The sequence below is a fragment of the Pseudomonas promysalinigenes genome (genome assembly GCF_014269025.2).
Lineage (GTDB): Bacteria > Pseudomonadota > Gammaproteobacteria > Pseudomonadales > Pseudomonadaceae > Aquipseudomonas > Aquipseudomonas promysalinigenes.
Genome location: NZ_CP077094.1, coordinates 1,223,371 through 1,239,932, shown reverse-complemented (window position 1 = coordinate 1,239,932; position 16,562 = coordinate 1,223,371). Strand labels below are relative to the sequence as shown.

General features: G+C 61.8%; 16 protein-coding genes and 1 riboswitch. Of the genes, 4 read left to right on the top strand and 12 right to left on the bottom strand.

Translation table 11 applies throughout. From position 1 onward, the window contains the following. Positions 1-58: 58 nt before the first annotated feature. Positions 59-279: riboswitch (cobalamin riboswitch) on the bottom strand. Between the two features lie 60 nt (positions 280-339). The 5 genes from HU725_RS05750 to HU725_RS05730 form a co-directional block, all read right to left on the bottom strand. Then, positions 340-873 (bottom strand): C40 family peptidase, encoded by a 534-nt coding sequence (locus tag HU725_RS05750; RefSeq protein ID WP_186476504.1) that lies wholly within the window; start codon positions 871-873, stop codon positions 340-342. A gap of 141 nt (positions 874-1,014) precedes the next feature. Further along, on the bottom strand, positions 1,015-1,653 hold the full coding sequence (locus HU725_RS05745) for a C40 family peptidase (RefSeq protein ID WP_060479785.1): 639 nt from the start codon (positions 1,651-1,653) through the stop codon (positions 1,015-1,017). 127 nt (positions 1,654-1,780) lie between these two features. Then, complete coding sequence (gene hda, locus HU725_RS05740; protein WP_060479784.1) at positions 1,781-2,488, bottom strand: DnaA regulatory inactivator Hda; 708 nt, start codon at positions 2,486-2,488, stop codon at positions 1,781-1,783. Between the two features lie 138 nt (positions 2,489-2,626). Further along, positions 2,627-3,700 (bottom strand): AI-2E family transporter, encoded by a 1,074-nt coding sequence (locus HU725_RS05735; RefSeq protein WP_186476503.1) that lies wholly within the window; start codon positions 3,698-3,700, stop codon positions 2,627-2,629. Positions 3,701-3,711: 11 nt separating this feature from the next. Continuing rightward, complete coding sequence (locus HU725_RS05730) at positions 3,712-4,779, bottom strand: DUF2066 domain-containing protein (RefSeq protein WP_186476502.1); 1,068 nt, start codon at positions 4,777-4,779, stop codon at positions 3,712-3,714. A gap of 254 nt (positions 4,780-5,033) precedes the next feature. On the opposite strand from HU725_RS05730, the gene purM reads away from it, so the two are divergent. The 4 genes from purM to HU725_RS05710 all read left to right on the top strand — a co-directional run bounded on the left by purM (position 5,034) and on the right by HU725_RS05710 (position 7,816). Further along, a complete protein-coding gene (gene purM / locus HU725_RS05725) occupies positions 5,034-6,092 on the top strand; it encodes a phosphoribosylformylglycinamidine cyclo-ligase (RefSeq protein ID WP_060479781.1) in 1,059 nt (352 codons plus the stop codon). Continuing rightward, positions 6,092-6,745, top strand: a complete 654-nt coding sequence (purN, locus tag HU725_RS05720) for a phosphoribosylglycinamide formyltransferase (protein ID WP_186476501.1) — start codon at positions 6,092-6,094, stop codon at positions 6,743-6,745. The genes purM and purN overlap by 1 nt, the downstream gene beginning before the upstream one ends. A gap of 8 nt (positions 6,746-6,753) precedes the next feature. Beyond that, on the top strand, positions 6,754-7,464 hold the full coding sequence (locus tag HU725_RS05715; RefSeq protein ID WP_060479779.1) for a DUF3108 domain-containing protein: 711 nt from the start codon (positions 6,754-6,756) through the stop codon (positions 7,462-7,464). A gap of 169 nt (positions 7,465-7,633) precedes the next feature. Further along, complete coding sequence (locus HU725_RS05710) at positions 7,634-7,816, top strand: hypothetical protein (RefSeq protein WP_060480299.1); 183 nt, start codon at positions 7,634-7,636, stop codon at positions 7,814-7,816. A 230-nt stretch (positions 7,817-8,046) separates the two neighbouring features. On the opposite strand, the gene HU725_RS05705 is transcribed toward HU725_RS05710, so the two are convergent. The 7 genes from HU725_RS05705 to HU725_RS05675 all read right to left on the bottom strand — a co-directional run bounded on the left by HU725_RS05705 (position 8,047) and on the right by HU725_RS05675 (position 16,395). Next, positions 8,047-8,586: a DUF2058 domain-containing protein gene (locus HU725_RS05705; protein ID WP_060480300.1), complete on the bottom strand. Its 540-nt coding sequence runs from the start codon at positions 8,584-8,586 to the stop codon at positions 8,047-8,049. A gap of 26 nt (positions 8,587-8,612) precedes the next feature. Beyond that, on the bottom strand, positions 8,613-9,446 hold the full coding sequence (gene mazG, locus HU725_RS05700; RefSeq protein ID WP_060480301.1) for a nucleoside triphosphate pyrophosphohydrolase: 834 nt from the start codon (positions 9,444-9,446) through the stop codon (positions 8,613-8,615). A 124-nt stretch (positions 9,447-9,570) separates the two neighbouring features. Next, positions 9,571-11,811, bottom strand: coding sequence for a GTP diphosphokinase (relA, locus tag HU725_RS05695; RefSeq protein WP_186476500.1), 2,241 nt, complete (start codon positions 11,809-11,811; stop codon positions 9,571-9,573). Between the two features lie 96 nt (positions 11,812-11,907). Then, a complete protein-coding gene (gene rlmD / locus HU725_RS05690; RefSeq protein WP_186476499.1) occupies positions 11,908-13,266 on the bottom strand; it encodes a 23S rRNA (uracil(1939)-C(5))-methyltransferase RlmD in 1,359 nt (452 codons plus the stop codon). Further along, entirely contained in the window at positions 13,267-14,166 is a 900-nt protein-coding gene (cysM, locus tag HU725_RS05685; protein ID WP_060480304.1) for a cysteine synthase CysM, read from the bottom strand. Positions 14,167-14,326: 160 nt separating this feature from the next. Next, positions 14,327-15,676, bottom strand: coding sequence for a sensor histidine kinase (locus HU725_RS05680; protein ID WP_186476498.1), 1,350 nt, complete (start codon positions 15,674-15,676; stop codon positions 14,327-14,329). A gap of 2 nt (positions 15,677-15,678) precedes the next feature. Then, positions 15,679-16,395, bottom strand: a complete 717-nt coding sequence (locus tag HU725_RS05675) for a response regulator transcription factor (RefSeq protein WP_186476497.1) — start codon at positions 16,393-16,395, stop codon at positions 15,679-15,681. Between the last annotated feature and the right edge of the window lie 167 nt (positions 16,396-16,562).

Here is a 16,562-nt window from a genome sequence, read left to right as displayed (position 1 = left end):
GGAGAACGCGCAGCAGCCACGGCCGAGGCCGCGATGCACCGCACATCACCCTCCGTGATGCCGTTGGCAGTATCAGGCCGGTCTCCGGGCTCATGAGCGGGCCGTGGGCCCAGGGCTACGCGCCTTCCCGGGTGTTCACACCCAGTGGCACTGCGCGGCCGTCACTCATTTACCGTTGCGGGGGCAGCGCCGGAATCGCGCCATGCTGGCGACCACCGGCTTCCCAGTTTCACCCTGCCCAGTCGAAGCTGGCAGGGCACCTGAAACACGCCGCGAAGGTTAGAGGGTTGCACCGGGACCGTCAATCGGCGTGGCCATGCAGAGGAACCCGGTGTTCCCTCAGCGATTCTGCGCCAGGTGCTCCTGGGGAATCACACGCTTGGCCTGCAGATAGGCTTTGGCCCAGTAGCTGTTGGACAGGTAATCCAAGCGTACGGTACCGCCAGTGGAAGGCGCGTGCACGAAGCGCCCTTCGCCCACATAAATGCCCGCGTGACTCACTTGCGAACCGCCGGCAGTGGCGAAGAACACCAGGTCGCCCGACTGCAAGGCGTTGATGCTCACCGTGGGCGCGCGCATCACGATCATCTCGCGGGTCGAACGTGGCAGGCTGATACCAGCAGCATCGCGGTACACGTAACCGATAAGGCCACTGCAATCGAACCCGGAATCCGGTGTATTGCCACCCCAACGGTAAGGCGTACCCACCAGGCCGATAGCACGGATCAACACGTCGTCAGCCAGCGGCGAGCCCTCTGGCTGGCTGTAGGTGATGGTGGGCTGAACCACAGGCGCAGGCGCCGGGGCACGGCTAGAACAGGCGGCAAGTAAAGCCACCATGGAAAGGAATGCGAAGCGCGCCATCATCTTCATGGCCAGAACTTCCTGTCAAAGACCGACCGGCCGGAGCCGAAAAGAGTTGAGAATTTAGATTAGACGCTTTCTGTAAATGCGCACGGCGGCGAGCTTTTTTTATCAAGCAACACCGCCGTGGCAGGGTACATCATTTTGATATCAGTTGCGCGCGATATTGGTCGTCGGCGCCATGGCCAAGGCACGCTTGGCTTCGATGAAGGTCTTGCTCCAGTAGCGGTCACCGAGGCTGTCGATGCGCACACCGCCGCTACGACGGCTGCTGGAGTGGATGAACTGGTTGTCACCCAGGTAGATACCGGCGTGGCTCACACGGCCACGGCCATTGGTGCTGAAGAACAGCAGGTCGCCTGGCTTGAGCTTATTGCGCGCCACCTTCGGCGCATCGACGTTGATCATCTCGCGGGTGGAGCGCGGCAGGTTCATGCCAGCTTCCTCGCGGAACAGATAACCGATGAAACCGCTGCAGTCGAAGCCCGACGCTTCAGAGGTGCCGCCAAAGCGATAGCGAGTGCCGATCAGCGACATCCCACGCTCCAGAATGCTGTCTGCCAGCACCGGAAGCTGGTACGGCTTGCTGCTGGAGAAGGCCTCCAGATCGTCTTCAGTGGCCTGCTCTTCTTCACCGAAGACCGACGAAGGCGAGGCTTTGACTTTGTTGACCGACTGCGAGGCAACCGGGGTGTGATCCTGGGGCTGGGAAACTGGGCCTTGGGCCGCACAGCCAAAAAGCAGGGTCACGAGTGCGAGAGGCACGAGGGGTGCGAAGCGCTTTAGCATGGGCACGACCGTGTCAGTAATCCTTTAGAGGGAGGGAACTATGCCCTCTATCATGGCCATTTGCAAATTTTATCGAAAAAAATGTGACTTTTTCGTTTTACCCCTCAAAGCCCTGTGTTTACGGGGCTTACCAGCCGAGGGTTTCCTTCAGGAACGGGATGGTCAACTTGCGTTGTGCCTGCAGTGAGGCCTGGTCGAGGCGCTCGAGCAAGTCGAACAGTGCGCTCATGCTGCGGGTGCCACGGGTGAGGATGAAATGGCCGACTTCGTCGGTCAGGTGCAGGCCGCGGCGCGACGCCCGCAGCTGCAGGGCACGCAGCTTGTCCTCGTCGGACATGCCGCGCATCTGGAACACCAGCGCCAGGGTGAGGCGCGACTTGAGGTCGGGCAGCTTTATCGGCAGTTCACGAGGCGAGGCCGAGGCAGCCAGCAACAGGCGGCGCCCGCTGTCACGCAGGCGGTTGAACAGGTGAAACATCGCCTCTTCCCAGTCCGCCTTGCCGGCAATGACGTGCAGGTCGTCGATACACACCAGTTCGTATTGAGCGAGGTAATCCAGCAGCTCCACACCACGATCGAGCAATTGCGCCAGCGGCAAGTACACCGCAGGTTCGCCACGCTGTTGGAAGCGATGGGTCGCCGCCTGCAGCAAGTGGCTGCGCCCAACGCCCTGTTTGCCCCACAGATAGATGAGGCTCTCTGTCCAGCCAGCGTCGGCCTCGCAAAGCCGCTCGACATAGCCCAGCGCCGCGGCATTGGCGCCCGGATAATAGTTGATGAAGGTGGCGTCATCGCGCAGGCGCACACCCAGGGGCAACTGGATTGGTGGTTTCATGCTCGCGGGCAGTCGACAGGGACCGCAGGGGGCCTTTGGTGAACAATCTGCAAAGTCTATACCTGCAATGCAGGGCGCACAATCACGCAGCCGGATAGCCTTAGTAAAATCAACGGGTTACCCGGCGGCTCGGCGTGGTTACAGATCAGGGTCGATATCCCCGGCGTACATGTCCGATTCCTTGTACAGGTCGTGCACATGACGCACCAGCACCATGATCACGGCAGCCACTGGCAAGGCCAGCAGTACACCCGTAAAGCCGAACAGCTCGCCGCCAGCGAGAATGGCGAAGATCACTGCCACCGGATGCAATCCGATGCGGTCGCCGACCAGCAGCGGCGTCAGCACCATGCCTTCCAGCGCCTGCCCGACCATGAACACTGCGACGATCCCCAGCATCGGGTACAGGTCGCCGCCGAACTGGAATAGCCCCGCGATCAAAGCAGCCCCTATGCCGATGATGAAACCCATGTATGGCACGATAGCCGCCAGGCCCGCGAGCATGCCGATCAGCAGGCCAAGCTCGAGCCCGACCAGCATCAGGCCCGCGGAGTAGATCACGCCCAGTGCGAGCATTACCAACAGTTGCCCGCGCACGAACGCCCCCAGCACTTCGTGGCATTCGCTTGCCAGCGCCACCACCTGAGGTTCACGTTGACGCGGCAGCAGGCTGCGCAGTTTGGCCATCATCAAATCCCAGTCACGCAACAGATAAAAGCCCACGACAGGGATCAGCACCATGTTGGCCAGCCAGGCGATCAGCGCTAGGCTCGAGGCAGTGGCATGGGACAGCACCATGCCGACGATGTCGGTGGTCTTGTCCATGTGGGCGCCGATGGCGGCTTTGATCTTGTCGAACTTCCAGAAGCCGTCGGCCAGCCCCAGATGGCCTTGCAGCCAAGGGAGCGCCACGTGCTCCAGCCAATCGAGCATCTGTGGCGCCAGTTCGTACAGGCGCAGCAACTGCTTGGCCAGCATCGGTACCAGTATCAGCAGCAGGGCCATCAATATCAGGGTGAACAGGCCAAACACCACCACCACACCCCAGGTACGTGACAGGCCGATACGCTCCAGACGATCGACCAGCGGGTCGGCCAGGTAGGCCAGCAAAATGCCCACCAGGAATGGCGTAAGAATGTTATGCAAGCTATAAAGCAGCACCACGATCAGCAGTACTGCACCCCACCCGATCCAACGACGCATGTCAGTCATCAATAGGCCCCTTACCAGCGAAACCGCAGGCCATCGAACGGCTTGGCCGAGACAGGCGCAGGGGTGACCGGCTGGCCTGGTGCAGCACCTGGGCTTAGCGTGGGCGCTGCAGCAGGCGGGGCCTGCTCGGCCGGCACTTCCTGCAACTTGGCCAGGCCCAGCTGCGCCCGTAGCTGCTCACGATTACCGCTCACCGCATAGGTCAACGTGCCGCCATCGGCCAACTGCAGGCGCGGGCCATAGGGCTCAAGTACACGGGAAAGCTCGGCATAGCGTTGCAGGTTCATGCCTTGCACCTGCAATTGCAGCTGGCTGCTGGCACCGGCCTTGATGACGTAACGTGGCGCAAGCCGGTTACCCACCGCAAGCATCACAGCATCGGCAAGTGCAGCCTGGTCACCGGCTTCAGCAGTGCCCTGCTCATGCTGGTCACCCAGCCACAGTTGCCATTTACCTTGCCATTTGCCGTCGGCCTCCTGGGCGTGCACCGCCAACAGGGCATCGGCTCCATAGCGTTGCGCCGCATCGCGCAGCGGTGCAGGGTCATTGCTTTCGAGCTGCTTGGCATTGGCCAGCAGTTGCTCCTGCAGGTCGGCCAGTGGCAGGCGCAGAGGCAAGCCACGGTGCTGGGCGGCGCGGCGCAATGGCTGGGCACTGGCCTGGCCGTCGCCGATCAGGTTGCTGCCATCGACACTATCGGTAAGCCACCAGCCGAGGATGGAGGGCCGGTTACTGCCCCAAAGCGCCAGGCCAGCTTTGCGCAAGGCACGTTCGGTGCTGCCGGGGTCGAACTCGACTTCCACCGATTCGGGCGGCCCGGCATCGGTACCGACTTGGTTGATTAGCGGTTGCGGGTTCTTGCGCAGCTCGGCCAAGCCAGGGTTCTGCGCCGCCTTGGAGTCGCCGGTCAGGCGCAACACCAAGGTTTCGAAGGCTTTGGCAGTGGCTGCGGTACGCGCCTCGGCGCCCTGCCCTTGAATCGGTTCGCGCACCTGATAGAGGCCAGAGACGGATTCGGCCTGCGCACCCATGCTGGCCAGTGCCATGCACCCTGCTGCCAAATAAATGAAAAGTCGCATGAGGATTCCTGTCCGGTTGAGCATCGAGCTTGTGATTTGCAGCTTATACACAAGCATGGTTATCAACCACCCACTTACCTTTTTCAGCAATTAACCGCCCTGCCCGTCGGCCTGAGGATGGCCGCTGCCCGGCAACCCTGATAAAATCGCGCGCCTTCACAGACCACTGACGTTTCAGGCAGCCGCCGCTTTCGAGCCGGCCTTGGCCGTCATGGTCGTTTTTACGAATCCCTCCCTCTTAAAGGCCTGGATCAATGAGCAAGCAACCCTCCCTGAGCTACAAGGACGCCGGTGTAGACATCGACGCCGGCGAAGCACTGGTCGAACGCATCAAGGGCGTGGCAAAACGCACCGCACGCCCTGAAGTCATGGGTGGCCTGGGCGGCTTCGGCGCCCTCTGCGAGATCCCGGCCGGCTACAAGCAGCCGGTGCTGGTCTCTGGCACCGACGGCGTCGGCACCAAACTGCGCCTGGCACTGAACCTGAACAAGCACGACAGCATCGGCCAGGACCTGGTCGCCATGTGCGTCAACGACCTGGTGGTCTGCGGCGCAGAACCGCTGTTCTTCCTCGATTACTATGCCACCGGCAAACTGAACGTCGACGTGGCCGCCACCGTGGTCACCGGCATTGGCGCCGGCTGCGAATTGGCTGGCTGCTCCCTGGTCGGTGGCGAAACCGCCGAAATGCCGGGTATGTATGAAGGCGAAGACTACGACCTGGCCGGCTTCTGCGTGGGCGTGGTGGAAAAGGCCGAAATCATCGACGGCTCCAAAGTGGCCACCGGTGACGCGCTGATCGCCCTGCCATCTTCCGGCCCGCACTCCAACGGCTACTCGCTGATCCGCAAGATCCTCGAAGTGTCGGCAACCGACATCGAAAACACTCAGCTCGACGGCAAGCCGCTGACCGACCTGCTGATGGCGCCGACCCGCATCTATGTCAAGCCACTGCTGCAACTGATCAAGAACACTGGCGCGGTCAAGGCCATGGCCCACATCACCGGTGGCGGCCTGCTGGACAACATCCCACGGGTGCTGCCAGACAACGCCCAGGCCGTGATCGACGTAGCCAGCTGGCAGCGCCCGGCGGTGTTCGACTTCCTGCAGCAGCAAGGCAATGTCGATGAGCACGAAATGCACCGTGTACTGAACTGCGGTGTCGGCATGGTCATCTGCGTCGCTCAGGATCAGGTAGACGCTGCCCTGAACGAACTGCGCGCCGCCGGTGAGCAACCTTGGGTCATCGGCCACATCGCCGAAGCCGCCGAAGGCGCCGCCCAGGTCGAACTGCAGAACCTCAAGGCACACTGATGCCGAGCAAGCCCTGCAATGTTGTGGTACTGCTGTCGGGTTCCGGCAGCAACCTGCAAGCCTTGATCGACAGCTGCCACGTGCAGGACAGCCCGGTTCGCATCGGCGCGGTGGTTTCCAACCGTGCCGACGCCTACGGCCTGCAACGGGCCCAGGCAGCGGGGATCGCCACCGTGGTGCTCGATCACACCCAGTTCGATGGCCGTGAAGCCTTCGATGCCGCCTTGATGGCGCGCATCGACGGCTTTGCCCCCGACCTGGTCGTACTGGCCGGTTTCATGCGCATCCTCAGTGGCGACTTCGTGCGCCACTACCAAGGCCGCCTGCTCAACATCCACCCGTCGCTGCTACCCCGTTACAAGGGGCTGCACACCCACCGCCGGGCACTGGAAGCAGGCGACGCGGAGCATGGCTGCAGCGTACACTTCGTCACCGAGGAACTCGATGGCGGGCCACTGGTCGTACAGGCTGTGGTACCGGTACTGCCTGATGACACGGTGCAAAGCCTGGCCCAACGGGTTCACCATCAGGAACACCAGATCTACCCGCTGGCGGTGCACTGGTTTGCCCAAGGTCGCTTGCACCTGGGCGAACAGGGTGCATTACTGGACGACCAGCCACTGCCGGCCAGTGGTCACTTGATCCGACCCTAGGAGAACTTATGCGTCGCGCCCTGCTATTGGCCCTCACCGTACTCGCCCTGCCTCTGCAGGCAGCCGAGCTGAAGCCGTTCTCGGCAAGCTACACCGCCGACTGGAAGCAACTGCCCATGAGTGGCACCGCCGAGCGCAGCCTGGTCAAGAACAAGGACGGCAGCTGGGACCTTGATTTCAAGGCCTCCATGATGATCGCCAGCCTGACCGAGCAAAGCACTCTGCGCATGGACAACGACACCATGCTGCCGCAGAAATACCACTTCGAGCGGGGCGGCCTGGGCAAAGCCAAGACCGTCGACCTGACCTTCGACTGGAACAGCAAGAAGATCACCGGCACCGACCGCAAGGACCCGATCAGCCTGCCGCTCAACCGCGGCGTGCTGGACAAGTCGTCCTACCAGTTGGCCCTGCAACACGACGTGGCCGCTGGCAAGAAGAGCATGACGTACCAGGTGGTCGATGGTGACGAAATCGATACCTACGACTTCCGCGTGCTGGGTACTGAGAAAATCACCACTAAAACCGGCCAGGTCGAGGCGGTGAAGGTCGAGCGCGTTCGGGCTCCGAGCCAGAACAAACGCATTACCGAACTGTGGTTCGCCAAAGACTGGGACTATTTGCTGGTGCAGTTGCGCCAGGTCGAAACCGACGGCAAGGAGTACGTGATCGTCCTGCAAGAAGGTACGGTCGACGGCAAGTCGGTTAAAGGCAACTGATTCGCTGTAGCCCGCAATAACCGGAGCCCCGCCTTGTGCGGGGCTTCTTTTTGGCTGGCGTTCATGAAAATTGTTTCATGGCCAGTTTATTTACTTAGCCTGCTAACAAACTCTATAAAGGGGGTGTGCGACACAGCGTCGCAGCCAACTAAAGCAGTGGAGTTTACCGATGACAGTCCAAGTAACCGAACGTGACGAATCGAAAATGTCCCACGAAGGCCTGGCCGCTGGTGTGCGGATCTGGGATGTGCACCAGCAGGGCCAATTGGTCGGCATGTTCCACGACGAACAGCAAGCCCACCAGTACCGTGCCGAACTCGAAGACCTGGAAAAACAGCGCACGACGCAATAAACCGCTTCTCGATAGCAAACCCGCTTAAGCGGTGATGCCGGTCAGTGAAGCCGATTGGGGCTGTTTCGCAGCCCGGCGCAGCTGAACCCGCTCTTACAGTTGATGCGCTCGAAAGTTAGCCGACGCATTACCTGCAAGAGCGGGTTTGGCCGCGAAGGGCTGCAATGCAGCCCAAATGGATGAGCAGGACAATCAAACCGACTGGCCTTGGCCAGAGCGGGTTTTCGCGGTCACCACATCAGGTCATCAGGGATCTTGTAGGCCGCATACGGATCATCCTCGTCGGCTTCCTCCACGTGGGTATTGAGCAGCAGGATGCGGTTAGGGTCACGCTCCTGAATCTTCACTGCCGCCTCACGGGGTATTACCTCATAGCTACCGCCGTGCGACACGATGGCCAACGCGCCATTGCTCAGCTTGGTGCGCATCAGGGCATTGACTGCAATGCGCTTGACCTTCTTGTCGTCGACGAAGTTGTAGTAGTCCTCGGTGGTCAACTTGGGCAGGCGCGTAGCTTCGATCAACTGTTTGATCTGCGCCGCACGGGCCTTCTGCTCGGCCTTTTCCTGCTGCTGGCGGTTGAGCTCCTGGTCGCGCTTGGCTTTTTCGGCCATCGCCTCCTTGGCCATGCGCTGCTGGCTGTCATCGACTTCGACCTGGCCCTTGTGCTCCAGGCGCTTCTGTTTCTTCTGGGCTTTGTTGGTCTGCGAGACCTGTTTCTGGTTGACCAGACCGGCTTTGAGCAATTGGTCGCGAAGGGAAAGGCTCATGAATGTTCACTCACTTATGCAACAGCTCAGCCGCAGCTGGGCAGGTTCTTTTCCTGACGTTTGGCCTCGCCCCACAGGGCGTCCAGCTCGTCAAGGTTACAAGTTTCGATGGGGCGGCCACTGTCGCGCAATGCCTGTTCGATGAAGCGGAAACGCCGCTCGAATTTGCGGTTGGCCCGGCGCAGGGCGTTTTCAGGGTCTTGCTTGAGGTGGCGAGCCAGGTTCACGGCGGCGAACAACAAGTCGCCGACTTCATCCTCAAGTGCGTCGGCGTCATTGTCGGCCATGGCCTGCAATACCTCGTCCAGCTCCTCACGGACCTTGTCCAGCACCGGCAACGCCGCTGGCCAGTCGAAGCCTACGGTGGCCGCACGCTTCTGCAGTTTGGCGGCGCGTGACAGGGCAGGCAATGCCGCTGGTACATCGTCGAGCAAAGACAGTTGTTCGGGTGTGCTCTTTTCGGCGCGTTCTTCGGCCTTGATCTGCTCCCAGCGCGACTTGACCTGAGCTTCGTTCAGGCTGGGGGTATCCAGCGGCGCATACAGCTCGCCTGTGGGGAATACGTGAGGATGACGACGGATCAGCTTGCGGGTGATGCTGTCGACTACACCGTCGAACTCGAAGCGCCCTTCTTCTCGTGCCAGTTGGCTGTAGTAGACCACCTGAAACAACAGGTCGCCCAGCTCACCCTGCAGATGCTCGAAATCGCCACGCTCGATGGTGTCGGCGACTTCGTACGCCTCCTCGAGGGTATAGGGGACGATGCTCGCATAGTTCTGCTTGAGGTCCCAAGGGCAGCCATACTGCGGATCGCGCAGACGGGCCATGAGGTGCAGCAGGTCTTGGAGGGTGTAGGTCATTTAAGCAGGTCCTTCGGTGGTGCCTGGTTCGCGGGTCAATCCGGTCCTGCAGGGATTTGTGCAGCGTGAAAATATGCACTGTACCTGAAGGAGCGGGTTTACCCGCGAAAATGGCCACGCGCGCTCAAGGGGTACGGTTACGCCGCGTTTCGATGATATTCGGCAACTGCGATATCCGCCCCAGCAGGCGCCCCAGCGCGTCCAGGCCCGGAATCTCGATGGTCAGCGACATCAGCGCGGTGTTGTCTTCCTTGTTCGAACGGGTGTTGACCGCCAGTACGTTGATTTTCTCGTTCAGCAGCACTTGCGATACGTCGCGCAGCAACCCCGGGCGGTCATAGGCGCGGATCACGATGTCGACCGGGTAGGTCTGAACCGGGATCGGGCCCCAGCTAACCTGGATCATTCGCTCTGGCTCGCGCCCTGCAAGCTGCAGCGCCGAGGCGCAGTCCTGGCGGTGGATGCTGACGCCGCGGCCCTGGGTGATATAGCCGACAATGGCGTCGCCCGGCAGCGGCTGGCAGCAGCCGGCCATCTGCGTGAGCAGGTTGCCGACACCCTGGATCTGGATATCGCCACGCTTGCCGGTGCGCGGCCCCGTAGGCTTGCGCGGCACCAATTCGATCTGCTCGATCCGCTCGGGCTCGAGCAACTGCTGGGCGGCGTTGACCAAATGCGCCAGGCGCAGGTCGCCGGCACCGAGCGAGGCGAACATGTCCTCGGCCGTCTTGACATTGGTCTTCTCGGCGAGCCGTTCGAAGTCCACCTGCGGCAGGCCCAGGCGGCTGAGTTCGCGCTCAAGCAAGGTTTTGCCGGCAGCGACGTTCTGGTCACGGGCCTGCAGTTTGAACCAGTGAACGATCTTGGCCCGGGCCCGTGAAGTGGTGACGTAGCCCAGGTTGGAGTTCAGCCAGTCACGGCTTGGGTTACCGTGCTTGCTGGTGATGATCTCCACCTGCTCGCCGGTCTGCAGGGTGTAGTTGAGCGGCACGATGCGCCCGTTGATCTTGGCGCCCCGGCAGTTATGACCGATCTCGGTGTGCACCCGGTAGGCGAAGTCCAGCGGCGTGGCACCTTTGGGCAGGTCGATGGCATGGCCGTCGGGGGTGAATACATAGACCCGGTCGGGTTCGATATCGACCCGCAGCTGTTCGGCCAGGCCGCCGATATCGCCCAACTCTTCATGCCACTCAAGTACCTGGCGCAGCCAGGAAATCTTCTCTTCGTAATGGTTCGAGCTTGGCTTGACGTCGGTGCCCTTGTAGCGCCAATGGGCGCAAACGCCAAGTTCGGCCTCTTCGTGCATGCCGTGGGTGCGGATCTGCACTTCCAGCACCTTGCCCTCGGGGCCGATCACCGCCGTGTGCAGCGAGCGGTAGCCGTTTTCCTTGGGGTTGGCGATGTAGTCGTCGAACTCTTTGGGGATGTGCCGCCACAGGGTGTGCACGATACCGAGCGCGGTATAGCAGTCACGCACCTCCGGCACCAGTACCCGTACCGCACGCACGTCGTAGATCTGGCTGAACTCCAGGCCTTTGCGCTGCATCTTGCGCCAGATCGAGTAGATGTGTTTTGCCCGGCCGCTGATATCGGCCTTGACCCCGGTGGCCAACAGTTCGTTCTGCAGCTGGTTCATCACATCGCTGATAAACCGCTCACGGTCCAGGCGGCGCTCATGCAGTAGCTTGGCGATCTGCTTGTACTGGTCAGGCTCCAGGTAGCGGAAAGACAGGTCTTCCAGCTCCCATTTGATGTGGCCGATACCCAACCGATGTGCCAGCGGCGCATAGATGTCGAACACCTCGCGCGCCACGCGCAGGCGTTTTTCGTCATCGGCGGATTTCACGGCGCGGATCGCGCACGTGCGTTCGGCCAGCTTGATCAGGGCCACACGCACGTCATCGACCATGGCCACGAGCATCTTGCGTAGGTTCTCGACCTGCGCCTGGGAACCAAGCACCAGCGACTGACGTGGGCTGAGGCTGGCACTGATGGCGGCCATGCGCAGCACGCCGTCGATCAGCTTGGACACTACCGGGCCGAAACGCTGGCCAACCTCGGCCAGGGTCACCTTGCCTTCGCGTACCGAGCGGTAGATCACCGCCGCGACCAACGAGTCCTGATCGAGCTTCAGATCGGCGAGGATTTCGGCAATTTCCAGGCCAGCCTGAAAACTGGACGTACCATCGGCCCACGAATGCTTTGCCGGGTTACCCTTCTTTTCGATTTCCTGGGCGAACTCGCAGGCCTCTTTCAACGCCACGCGATCCAGAGCCGAATCGACGCTCACCACATGGTCCAGCCATGCATCGAGATTGATACTGCCGTCCGTATTGACCGGCTGGTGCACTCTCACCTGTACCATCTTTGTTATACCTTTCCATACAGCGCACCACACGGGTGCGCTGGCTATCACCGTACAGCTTCACTTCCGTGGAAACCGCACCAAGGGGCCAGTTTGCTAGCCCGCTTCGAATAACGCCATGGCTTCGACATGTGCCGTCTGAGGAAACATGTCGAGAATCCCGGCCCTTTTTAACCGGTACCCCTGGCCGACCAGCACCTGGGCGTCTCGCGCCAGTGTGGCCGGGTTGCACGATACGTACACCAAGCGCTTGGCGTTGAGACGGGCGATGCCTTGCACCACCTCGTATGCACCGTCGCGCGGTGGATCCAAGAGTACCGCAGAAAAGCCCTCGGCGGCCCATTCGGCGCCTGCCAAAGGCTGCGATAAATCGGCCTGAAAAAACGCGGCGTTATGCACATCGTTGTTTCGGGCATTGGCTGCGGCTCTATCGACCATGGCCTGTACACCTTCAACCGCCACCACCTCCCGGGCCTGGCGCGCCAGCGGCAGCGCGAAGTTGCCCAGCCCGCAGAACAGGTCCAGCACCCGCTCGTGCGCCTGGGGCGCGAGCCAGGCCAAGGCCTGCTCGATCATCGCGGTGTTGACCTGGGCGTTGACCTGAACGAAGTCCCCGGGGCGCCATGCCAGCTCAAGCTGCCAAGGCGACAAGGCAAAGCCCAGCGTCGCAGCGCCATCGCAAGGTTGCGGCTCCCCTTCACCCTGCAGCCAAAGCTGGGCCTTGGCTTGGTCGCAAAATGCCTGCAGGCGCAGCAGATCGTCTTCCGGCAGCGGTGCCACATGGCGCACCAGCACAGCTTCGGCGGTCCCACTGAACAGCTCCACATGGCCGATGGCCTGCGGCTTGCTCAGCGAGCGCAGCACGGTCGGCAAATGCCGGAGAATAGACTGCAAAGGCTGCACCAGCACGGCGCAGTCATTAATGGAGACAATTTCCTGACTGGCCTCGGCGCGGAACCCAACGTCCAGGTGCTTGGCCTTGGCGTCCCAGCGCACGGCCACACGTGCCCGGCGCCGATAGCCGAATTCCGGCCCACTCAGCGGCGCGGCCCAGGCTTCGGGCTGCACGCCAGCCACACGTTGCAACTGCTCTGCCAAAGTCCGCTGCTTGAGCGCCAGCTGGGCGTCGTGGGGCAGGTGTTGCAGGTTACAGCCGCCACACTGCTGATAATGGCGGCATGGAGCCTGACGGCGCTCGGGGCTGGCCTGCAGCACACGCTCAAGGCGCGCCTCGACCACCTTGCCGCGGGCATTGAGCACGCGCGCTTCGACCGCTTCACCTGCCAGGGCGCCACTGACGAACCAGGTGCGCCCTTCCACGAAGGCGATGCCGCGGCCGTCACCGGCCAGGCGCTCGATATCCAGGCGCTGCTTCTTGCCCACGGGGACCTGAGGCGTGCGGCTGCCGCCAGCTGGTTGAAAGCGCAGGCCGCTATTGCTTTTTTTCTTTGACATTTAACTTGGGTCGAACAGGCCGGTGGACAGGTAACGGTCGCCGCGGTCGCAGATGATCGCGACCATCACGGCGTTTTCCACCTCGCGGGACAGGCGCAGCATGGCGGCTACCGCACCACCTGAGGACACGCCACAGAAAATGCCCTCTTCGCGCGCCAGGCGGCGGGTTGTGTCTTCGGCCTCCTGCTGCGACATGTCCATAACCCGGTCGACACGGGTGGCATCGAAAATCTTCGGCAGGTACTCCTCGGGCCAACGGCGGATACCGGGGATGGCCGAGCCTTCCATCGGCTGCAGGCCGACGATCTGCACGTTGGGGTTCTGCTCTTTGAGGTACTGCGAGCAGCCCATGATGGTGCCAGTGGTGCCCATCGAGCTGATGAAATGGGTGACGCTGCCATGAGTCTGCTGCCAGATCTCCGGGCCGGTGCTGTTGTAGTGGGCGATGGGGTTGTCACCATTGGCGAACTGGTCAAGAACCAAACCGCGGCCCTCGGCCTGCAGCCTTTCGGCCAGATCGCGAGCACCCTCCATGCCCTCTTCCTTGGTCACCAGAATCAGCTCGGCGCCGTAGGCGGTCATCGCTGCCTTGCGTTCAGCGGTGGAGTTGTCAGGCATGATCAGGATCATCTTGTAACCCTTGATCGCCGCGGCCATCGCCAGAGCGATGCCGGTGTTGCCAGAGGTGGCTTCGATCAGGGTGTCGCCTGGTTTGATCTGGCCGCGCAGTTCGGCGCGGGTGATCATCGACAGCGCCGGGCGGTCCTTGACCGAGCCGGCAGGATTGTTACCTTCAAGCTTGAGCAGAAGGGTATTGCTGGTTTGCCCAGCGATGCGCTGCAGGCGAACCAGAGGCGTATTGCCGACGCAATCGGCGATGGTTGGGTACTGCAAGGTCATGGTGTATTTCACAATCCGGACGGCAGGGGCGACTATCATACCGGCAAACCCTTCCCGGCCATATCACGCAATCTGCGGTGACTATAGCCAACCGCTATAAGCGGCCAAATCCCTGTGCGCCCGCAGCGCTGGTACCCTTATCAACCACCCTTGCTCCCCCTCAGGCTGGCGGGTTGACCGGCAGCCGCATGCACAAGCGCAAGCCTTGGATCGCATTCTCTGCCCAAAGCGTGCCGCCCTGACGCTGGATGGCACTGCGGGCAATGCTCAGGCCCAGGCCAAAACCGCCATCCCCGGGTCGTGAGCCTTCGAGCCGGGAGAACGGTGCGAAGATCCGCTCCAGGTCTACATCGGCGACACCTGCGCCCTCGTCCTGCAGCCATAAACGCCAGTAGCCGCCCTCACGCTGGCCGCCCAGGCGCACCACACCGTTGTCAGGCGAATGACGAATGGCGTTGCGCAACAGGTTCTCCAACGCCTGGGCCAAGTAGTTGAGGTTGCCTTGTACCCAACAATCAGCTGGCAAGTCGCAGCGCAGGCGTTCAGGGGCCCAACCGCTTTCGTAGCGAGCATTCTCTGCCAGCAGGTCCCATAGCGCTTGTACCTGGATAGGTTCAAGGTTCATCGGTGTCCGCTCGGCATCCTGCCAGGCCAATTGCAGTGTGTCCTCCACCAACTGCTGCATGCAGCCCACCTCGCGCACCAGGCGTTCACGCAGGCGCACCAGGTCGGTCTCGCCGTCGCAAGCCACTCGCAAGCGGCTTAATGGCGTGCGCATTTCATGGGACAGATCACGCAGCAGCTGTTGCTGCATGGCCACGGTATCCTGCAGTCGCTCGGCCATCTGGTCGAAAGCGCGCGCCAGCTCCCCCAGTTCGTCATGCCGGGCGATCAGACGCGAGTCCAGGCGGGCGTTGAGTTGATCGGCGCGCCAAGCAGAGGCCTGCTCGCGCAACTGGTTGAGGGGCACGATCAACATCCGGTAAAGCCCCACGCACAGCAGCAAGGTAAACACACCGGGGATGATGCCGTTGGTGACGATCTGCCAGGCCAGGCGGTACTGGCCGGGGTTGAGCCGGGTGGGCAGCTCCATCACCAGCATGCCTTGCTGCGGCGCGCCGGGAAACGGTATGCGCAACCACGGCTGCTCAGTGCTGCGCCGGCTCATGGGCCAGTCGACGCCGCGCAAGCGGGTCAGCCGCTGCATCACCTCGGGCCCTGGGGCTGCGCTGTTGAGCGGTTTGAGGTTGAGGTCGAGCACGCCGATCCAGCCGTGCTCACGCTGATGCATTGCACTGACCCATCGGTCCAGGCCTTCGCGCCCACCGCCGCGCCACGCCTGCTCAGCCTCGCTGGCATAGCCGCGCAGCACCTGGCGTGCCGGCTCGTCGAGAAATGCGTTGCGGGTTTCCATATGCCGGCCCCAGCTGTAGCTAAGGCCGATCATCAACAGGCAGAAGCCCACCAGCAAAATGGCCAGCCTCCAGAACAACGAATGGCGATCGAGCATCTTCAGTCCGCCTCGCCGGCGCTCAGTACGTAGCCTTTGCCCCATACCGTGCGGACCTGCCGCTCGTGGTAACCGATGCCCTTAAGCTTGCGGCGTATCTGGCTGACGTGCATGTCCAGGCTGCGGTCATGACGCGAATAGCCGCGCTGGAGCACGTGCTGATAAAGAAAGGGCTTGCTGAGCACTTCATCGCGATTGCGGTAAAGCATATCGAACAGGCGATATTCGCTAGGGGTCAGGCCAGCCGGCTGCCCTGCCAAGCTGACGTCACTCAGGGATTCGTCGAACTGCAACGTGCCATCGTCGGCTTGCAAAGGCGGCTGATGCCGGCGCTCGAGGGCAACCCGGCGCAGGATCGCCTCTATTCGCACCTGCAGTTCGGCCATGCTGAAGGGCTTGGGCAGGTAGTCGTCGGCACCGCGCTGAAACCCGCTGATACGATCCGCCTCGGCACCCAGCGCCGACATGAGGATCACCGGGGTGGCATGGCTATGGCGCAACCGGGCAAGGGCATCCAGGCCGTTGAGGCCTGGCAGCAGGATGTCCATCAACACCACGTCGAAGGACTGCCGCTTTGCCGCTTCCAGCCCTTCAAGCCCATCGCGGCACCAAGTGACCTGAAAGCCACCTCGCTGTAACGCGTCGTGCAGGTACCCCCCCAGCACCGGATCGTCTTCGATGGCGAGGATGCGGGAAACGCAATTAGTTACAGGATTCATTAGCAACTGCCATAAATTCTCAATTGCTGGATTATTGTGTATGCCTACTCGCCAGGCAACTGCCCAGCGACAAGCGCCTCGGCAGGGCAATGAAAAGAAATTGAAAAGGTGCATTAGGGCAGCCAGCGGAGTAACTTTCCGCTTTGTCCCGTCGCAGCGACGACGGC